At 65.9% G+C, this 7,386-nt stretch carries 6 protein-coding genes; 3 read left to right on the forward strand and 3 right to left on the reverse strand.

Features of this window, described 5'->3' with window-relative positions; genetic code table 11:
• The first annotated feature begins 113 nt into the window (after positions 1–113).
• Positions 114–953, forward strand: a complete 840-nt coding sequence (locus tag ACIQ42_RS13370) for an LpxI family protein (protein WP_397422712.1) — start codon at positions 114–116, stop codon at positions 951–953.
• Positions 950–2,110: a lipid-A-disaccharide synthase gene (gene lpxB / locus ACIQ42_RS13375; RefSeq protein ID WP_397422713.1), complete on the forward strand. Its 1,161-nt coding sequence runs from the start codon at positions 950–952 to the stop codon at positions 2,108–2,110. Before ACIQ42_RS13370 ends, lpxB begins: the two co-directional genes overlap by 4 nt.
• A gap of 111 nt (positions 2,111–2,221) precedes the next feature.
• Here the strand turns inward: lpxB and gltA are convergent, their stop codons facing one another.
• Both gltA and gltX read right to left on the reverse strand, forming a co-directional pair.
• Positions 2,222–3,502, reverse strand: a complete 1,281-nt coding sequence (gene gltA / locus ACIQ42_RS13380; RefSeq protein WP_397422714.1) for a citrate synthase — start codon at positions 3,500–3,502, stop codon at positions 2,222–2,224.
• Positions 3,503–3,557: 55 nt separating this feature from the next.
• The gene (gene gltX, locus ACIQ42_RS13385) at positions 3,558–4,964 is read right to left on the reverse strand and encodes a glutamate--tRNA ligase (RefSeq protein WP_397422715.1); all 1,407 of its coding nucleotides are present in this window, start codon (positions 4,962–4,964) and stop codon (positions 3,558–3,560) included.
• Positions 4,965–5,008: 44 nt separating this feature from the next.
• Here gltX and ACIQ42_RS13390 point away from each other — a divergent pair, with 44 nt between their 5' ends.
• On the forward strand, positions 5,009–7,141 hold the full coding sequence (locus ACIQ42_RS13390; protein WP_397422716.1) for a ComEC/Rec2 family competence protein: 2,133 nt from the start codon (positions 5,009–5,011) through the stop codon (positions 7,139–7,141).
• A 64-nt stretch (positions 7,142–7,205) separates the two neighbouring features.
• On the opposite strand, the gene ACIQ42_RS13395 is transcribed toward ACIQ42_RS13390, so the two are convergent.
• Positions 7,206–7,386 (reverse strand): LexA family protein (locus tag ACIQ42_RS13395; RefSeq protein WP_397422717.1); only part of this gene is annotated, 181 nt, incomplete at its 5' end.

Below are 7,386 nucleotides of genomic sequence, written 5' to 3' on the forward strand. Positions count from 1 at the left end.
CGCGTCGACGATACAGTCGTGACGTTCGGCAAGAGCGCGCCCGTCATGGAGATCATCGACTTCATCCGCGCCGACGGCAGTCGTCCGCTTTGTCTCCCGGCGCGCGAGATCTGATGCAGAAGCTGGGCCTGATCGCCGGCGGCGGAACATTGCCGGTGGAGATCGCACGGCATTGCGAGCGGTCCGGTCGACCGCTGTTTGTTGTGCGACTGAAGGGTTTCGCAGGCGAGGCGCTCAAACCTTTTGTCGGCGCCGAAGTGGGGGTCGCGCAGTTCGGCAAGTGCGTGGACGTTCTGAAGCGCGCGGGTTGCACGACGATCTGCCTGGCCGGTGACGTGGCGCGGCCGGACTTCACCAGCCTGACGCCGGACGTTCGCGGCCTGATGTTGCTGCCCAAGGTCATAGCGGCGGCGCGCAAGGGGGATGACGCCCTGCTGCGCATGATGGTGGGAGCCTTCGAACAGGCCGGGTTCGTGGTGCTTGGCGCCCACGAGGTGATGGACGACCTCACGCTTCCGGCAGGCCTGCTGGGCGCGCGCGCGCCGGGCGCCGAGGACCTGGCCGACGCGACCCGCGCCCTGGAGGTCGCCCGGGCGATCGGAAGTCTCGACATCGGTCAGGCTGCGGTGGTCGCCCGCGGACTGGTGCTGGCCGTGGAAGCCCAGGAGGGTACGGACGCGGTTCTGAAGCGGGTGGCGGATCTTCCGGCACATCTGAGGGGGCGCCCCGGCAGCGGGATCGGTGTTCTGGCCAAGGCCCCCAAACCCATCCAGGAAACCCGTGTCGATCTTCCGACCATCGGACTGGAGACCGTGCGTGGCGTGGCGCGGGCGGGCCTTGCCGGGATCGCAGGGGAGGCGGGACGTCTGCTGGTGCTGGATCGCGAGGCGGTCATCGCCCTGGCCGATGAACTGGGGATCTTCATTCTGGGCGTGAAGTCGGGGACATCGTGAGCGCGCGGGTGCTCACCGTGATGCTGGTGGCCGCCGAGGCCTCAGGCGATGACCGGGGCGCAGGGCTGGCCCGGGCGCTGAAGCGGCGATTGGGCGATCGGGTTCGGTTTGTGGGCGTAGGTGGCTCCCGTCTGGCCGCAGAGGGTGTGGAAAGCCCGTTCGATATCACGCAACTCTCGATCTTTGGTCTCTGGGAGGGCCTGTTCGCCTATCCTCGCGTGATCCGTCGCGCCGACGAAACCGCAGCCCTGGCCGCGCGGGAGCGGCCGGATGTCGCCGTGTTGATCGATTCCTGGGGCTTCAACCTGCGGGTGGCGCATCGTCTGAAGAAGATGGGCGTGCCACTTGTAAAGTATGTGGCCCCCCAGGTCTGGGCCTCGCGTCCCGGTCGCGCCAGGACCACGGCGCAATGGTTTGATTTGCTCCTGACCATCCATAGCTTCGACGGACCCGCCTTCGAGGCCGAGGGGCTGGCCGTGGCTTTCGTGGGTGACGCCACCCTGGCCATCGATTTCTCCACCGCTGACCCGGGACGTTTGCGCCGTGGGATCGGCGCAGCGCCGGGAGACCAGATCCTGCTGGTGGCGCCCGGGAGCCGCCCCGTGGAGATTGATCGGGTCATGCCGGCGTTTGAAGACGCCGTGGCGCGTCTCAAGGCGGAGCGGCCCGGGCTGCACGTCGTGGTTCCCGCAGCGCCAACGGTCGCTGCAAGGGTGAAGGCGCAGGTCGCAGGCTGGCCGTTCCGCGCGCACGTCGTGGAGGGCGACCAGGCGAAGCGTGACGCCATGGTGGCCGCCGATGTCGCGCTGGCGTGCTCGGGAACGGTCACCACGGAGCTGGCGCTTGCGGGCTGTCCGATGGTGGTGGGCTATCGTCTGGCGCCGGCGACCCACGCCATTCTCAAACGACTGATCCGAACGAAGTGGGTGACGCTGTTCAATATCGCCGCGCGGGATTTCGTGGCGCCTGAACTGATCCAGGGCGACTGCAATGGCCCGGCATTGGCGCGTGAGATCGCGTTGCGACTGGATGACGCCGAGTTTCGCGCGACGCAGGTGGCCCGGCAAACCGAAGCCTTGCTGAAAATGGGTCGCGGCGGCCCCGATCCCAACGAGGCGGCCGCGACGGCAGTTCTTGGACTGATCGGCCGGGCCTAGACCACGTCGAGATTGGATTGGATCAATCCAATCTCGAAAACCGTGATCGCCCTCATATGTTTAGTGTGGGTTGCGGTCGGAAAACCGGTTCCCACTTCTCCTCAACCCGCTTTAGCGCTCGTCGACCGGCACAAAGCTGCGGGCAGGGGCGCCTGTATAGATCTGGCGCGGACGGCCGATCTTCTGCGACGGGTCCTCGATCATTTCCTTCCACTGGGCGATCCAGCCGACGGTGCGCGCGAGCGCGAACAGCACGGTGAACATCTCCGGCGGGAACCCGAGGGCGCGCAGGGTTATGCCGGAATAGAAATCGACGTTCGGGTAGAGTTTGCGTTCCACGAAGTAGGGGTCACTGAGGGCGACCTTCTCGAGCTCCATGGCGACCTGCAGGATCTGGTCATTTTCAGCGCCGACCTCCTTGAGCACCTCATGGCAGGTCTGTTGCATGACCGTCGCGCGCGGGTCGTAGTTCTTGTAGACCCGGTGACCGAAGCCCATCAGCAGGTAGCGGCGATCCTTAACGCCTTGAACAAATTCAGGAATCTTGTCGACTGTGCCGATCTCGGTCAGCATGTTTAGGCATTCTTCGTTCGCCCCGCCATGCTTCGGACCCCAGAGCGAGGCGATGCCAGCGGCGATACAGGCAAACGGATTGGCGCCTGACGAGCCAGCCAGTCGCACGGTCGAGGTGGACGCGTTCTGCTCGTGGTCGGCGTGCAGGATGAAGATCCGGTCCATCGCCTTCGTCAGGACCGGATTGGGGACCCAATCCTCCGCCGGCACCGAGAAGCACATGCGCAGGAAGTTCTCGGCGTAAGAAAGTTCGTTGCGCGGGAAAACGAACGGCTGACCGCGCGAGTATTTGAACGCCCGCGCCGCGATCGTAGGCATCTTGGCGATCATTCGGTGGGCGGAGATCATCCGCTGCGCGGGATCGTTCACATTAGTGCTGTCGTGATAGAATGCCGACAGGGCGCCAACAGCGCCGGTCATGATCGCCATGGGGTGGGCATCCCGCCGGAAGCCCATGAAAAACCGGTCAAACTGCTCGTGGATCATCGTGTGGTAGGTGATGTTGTGTTCGAACACCTCGAACTCCGGCGCGGTCGGCAGTTCACCGTGCAGGAGGAGGTAACAGACCTCCAGGAAGCTCGACTTTTCGGCCAGCTCCATGATCGGGTAGCCACGGTGCAGCAGGATGCCGGCATCCCCGTCGATGAAGGTGATCTTGCTCTCGCAGGACGCGGTGGACATGAAGCCGGGGTCGTAGGTGAACACGTCAGCTTCGGCGTAGAGCTTGCGGATATCCACGACGGCCGGGCCGTCGGTGCCTCGAAGCACCGGCAGCTCTACGGTCTTTCCGTCAATTTCAAACTTCGCCGTATTGGCCATGTGACCCCCCTTCGCGACTGCGAGATAGAACAACCGTTTGAGCGCTTATAACCCTTTACGCCGGGAGAGAAAGTGCATCGTCAATGCGGCCCAGGCTCTCGTCCCGGCCCAGCGCGGTCAGGGCTCCTGCGAGGTCGGGCGCGGGCGCCCCGCCGGACAATACCGAGCGCAAAGGTGCCCCGAATTTGCCGATGCCGACGCCGTCGGACTCCGCGAACGCCCGGATGGCCAGTTCCAGGGACGGCACGTTCCAGTCGGCCACTTGCGTCAGGGCGCCGCGCAACCTCCCCAGTCGGGCGCGGGTCTCATCGGTAAGTTGGCTCAGAGCCTTCTCGGGGAGCGCAAGAGGGCGCGATTTGAGGACGAACGCCACGGCATCCGTCAGTTCCAGGGTGGTTTTGGCGCCGTCGCGGACGAAGGGAATTGTGCGGGTGATGAGGGTTTCGTCTCCCTGACGTACGACCTCTCCACGGCGCTTGAGAATTTCGATGACAAGCCCCGCCAGTCGCGCAGGGTCGGCCTCGCGGATGTAGTGATTGTTGATGTGGTTGAGCTTGGCCCAATCCAGCCGGGCCGGCGCACTGACCACGTCCTTGATGTCGAACCAGGCGATTGCCTGGGCGTCGGAAAAAATCTCGTCGTCGCCGTGGCCCCAGCCGAGTTTGGCCAGATAGTTGCGCAGCGTTTCCGGCAGATAGCCCATCTCGTCGAACTCGCCGACCGCCTGGGATCCGTGCCGCTTTGACAGCTTCGCGCCATCGGGCCCGTGGATCATCGGCAGGTGCGCCCAGACCGGGATCTCCCAGTCCATTGCCTGATAGATGATGGTTTGCCGGGCTGCGTTGTTGAGGTGGTCGTCACCGCGGATCACATGGGTGATGGCCATGTCGTGGTCATCCACAACGACAGCCAGGTTGTAGGTCGGGTTGCCGTCGGAGCGCAGCAGGATCAGATCATCCAGGGTGCTGTTCTGGAAGCGCACATCGCCCTTGATGGCGTCGGCCACCACGGTGTCGCCTTCCAGCGGGCTCTTCAGCCGAACGGCGTAGGGACGGTCCGGCCAAGTGGAAGGGTCGGCGTCCCGCCAGGCGGAGCGCACGACGCGGCCCTCGGCGCGGGCGCGCTCGCGCTCGATCTCAAGCTCATCAGCGGTCATGTAATCGCGGTAGGCCTGACCCCGCGCCACCAGTTCTGCGACCACCTCGCGGTGGCGATCAGCGCGGGCGTACTGGAACACCGGCGGCTCGTCCGGCGTCATGCCCAGCCAGTTCAGGCCATCGAAAATCACCTGGACCGCAGCCTCGGTCGAGCGTTCGCGATCAGTGTCTTCCACTCGGACCAGAAATGCGCCACCCGTATGACGTGCAAAAAGCCAGTTGAAAAGCGCAGTGCGAGCCGTGCCAATGTGCATCATGCCAGTGGGGGATGGAGCAATCCGGGTGCGGACGGGGCGATCTGACATGAAGCTCGCAGGGGGTTACGTGGTCGCGGGGCGCGCGTCTTAGCATGGCGGCTGTGGCGCATCCTAGCCTTGCGCGGGCTATCGAGGCCCTGGCGGATCAGGTCGGTCGGCAGACCGACCGCTGGACGCTCTGGACCCCCGTGGCGCTGGGTCTGGGATGCGCGCTCTACTTCGGCCTGCCGCGGGAGCCGCAGGGCCTGGTGGCCTGGGGATTGCTGCCTGTCGTAGCCGGGCTGTTGATCACCACCCGGTGGAGCGCCTGGCGCGCGCTGACCATCGTGCTGGTGCTCAGCGCCTGCGCCCTTGGCGGGTTCGCCGTGGCGAAGTTGCGCGCAGAGAGCGTGAAGGCTCCGGTGGCGCCCGCCGGTGCGCGGCCCCAATGGGTTGAGGCCTGGGTGGTCGATGTGGCCTCGCCGGGGCAGGGTGGTCAGCGGCTGTTGCTGGCTCCCGTCAGGATTGGCGACTGGTCGCCGGCGGCCACGCCGATCCGGATGCGGGTGACCCTGCGGCCCGAGGCAGAACTGCCATCGCCCGGCGATCCGGTGCGGTTGCTGGCGATCCTGAACCCGCCGCCGCCTCCGGCCAGTCCTGGTTCCTACGATTTCGCACGCGACGCCTATTTCGAGAGCGTGGGCGCGGTTGGGCTGGCGCTTCGGGCTCCCCAGTGGGTCGCCGCAGATACGATCCCGCCCTGGAGATTGCGCCTGACCATGCGGATCAACGCGATCCGTTGGGCGCTGACGCAGCGCATTGTCGCGACCCTGGGGCCCGAGACCGGCGGGCTCGCGGCGGCGATGACCACGGGGCATGAAGCCTTCATCCCGCGTGAGCAGGTGGAAAATCTGCGGGCTGCGGGGCTGGCGCACATCATCTCGATCAGTGGCCTGCATATGGCGATCGTGGGCGGTTTCGCCTTTGCATCCGCGCGACTGGCCGTGGCGGCCTGGCCCTGGCTGGCTCTGCGCGTGTCCGGCAAGAAGATGGCCGCCCTTTTCGGTCTGGTCGCCGTGGGCGGTTATCTGGTGCTCTCAGGCGCGCCGCCGCCGGCCGAGCGTGCGGCGATCACAGCGGCGGTGGCCTTCGCCGCCATCCTCGCAGATCGTCAGGCCATCAGCCTGCACGCCCTGGCGATCGCGGCCATGGTCGTTCTGTTGATCCATCCCGAGGCGGTGACGGAACCCGGGTTTCAGATGTCCTTTGCCGCAACGGCAGCGTTGGTGGCGCTGGCTGAAATCTGGCCACGACCGGTGCGTGAGATCGATGTGCCCTGGCCCATCCGGCTGACACAAGCGGCGGCAACCTGGACCCTCGCCAGCATCGCGGTCAGTTTCATTGCGGGCCTGGCGACGGGGCCGTTCGCGATCCAGCATTTCAATCGCGTTTCGACCTTCGGCCTCTTCGCAAATCTGGCCGTCGCGCCCATCTCCTCTTTTCTGATGATGCCAGGGCTGGCGCTGGGCGCCGCATTGACCCCGTTCGGGCTGGGCCAGGCGCCCCTGGAGGTGGCGGGCTGGTCCATCAGTCTGATGAACCAGATTGCGGCGATCACGGCGGGAGCGCCGGCAGCTCAGGTTGTCGTGGCAAGCGCACCGGACTGGGTGTTGCCAGTCAGTTTTCTGGGACTGCTGTTCGCCTGCCTCTGGCAGGGCCAACTGCGCTGGATCGGCATTCCCGTGGCATGCGCGGTGCTCTGGGCGCCAAGACCGTCGCTGCCCGACATCTGGATCAGCGCTGATGGCGCGGCGGTGGCGGTTCGCGATGGCAAGGATGCGGTGCTCCTTCGTCCGGATGTGAAGCTCTTCGGCGCCGAGCTCTGGGCGCGCCGGCGCGGGCTGACACCGCTTGCATCGGAAGCCGATCGTGATTCCCGGTTTGCCTGTGACGCGTGGAGTTGTGCGCCGCTCGCCGCCGCGCCCGTGCAACTGGCTGCAGCCTGGAATGTCCGCAGGCCCCTCGCGGAAGGACGGCTTGAGGCCCTTTGCGCGTCGGCTGAGATTGTGGTGCTACGTAACGATTTCCGGCCGGAGACGTGTCGTGCGAAACTCGTCCTTACCGGCCTGGATTTCGCGCAGGGCGGCTCTGCCGAAATCTATCGCGCCGGCGCGGGCTGGCGGGTTGAATGGGCGCAGTCCCTGCGCGGACGCAGGCCCTGGACCTGGGGCTATGATCCCCGATGATGTTCGCCAGACATCTCCGCCCGCCACGGGGGCGGCGAGCGGGCGCCACGTGTCGCGTTCGTACTCAGTGGTAGCGGCGGATGAGTCCCACCAGCTTGCCCTGCACGGCGACCTGATCCGGTCCGAAGATACGGGTTTCGTAGGCCGGGTTGGCGGCTTCCAGCGCGATCGAGGCGCCCTTCTTGCGAAGCCGTTTCAGGGTGGCTTCCTCACCATCGATCAGGGCTACGACGATATCGCCGGAC

Source organism: Phenylobacterium sp. (genome assembly GCF_044372605.1).
In the GTDB taxonomy this organism is placed as follows: Bacteria; Pseudomonadota; Alphaproteobacteria; order Caulobacterales; family Caulobacteraceae; genus Phenylobacterium.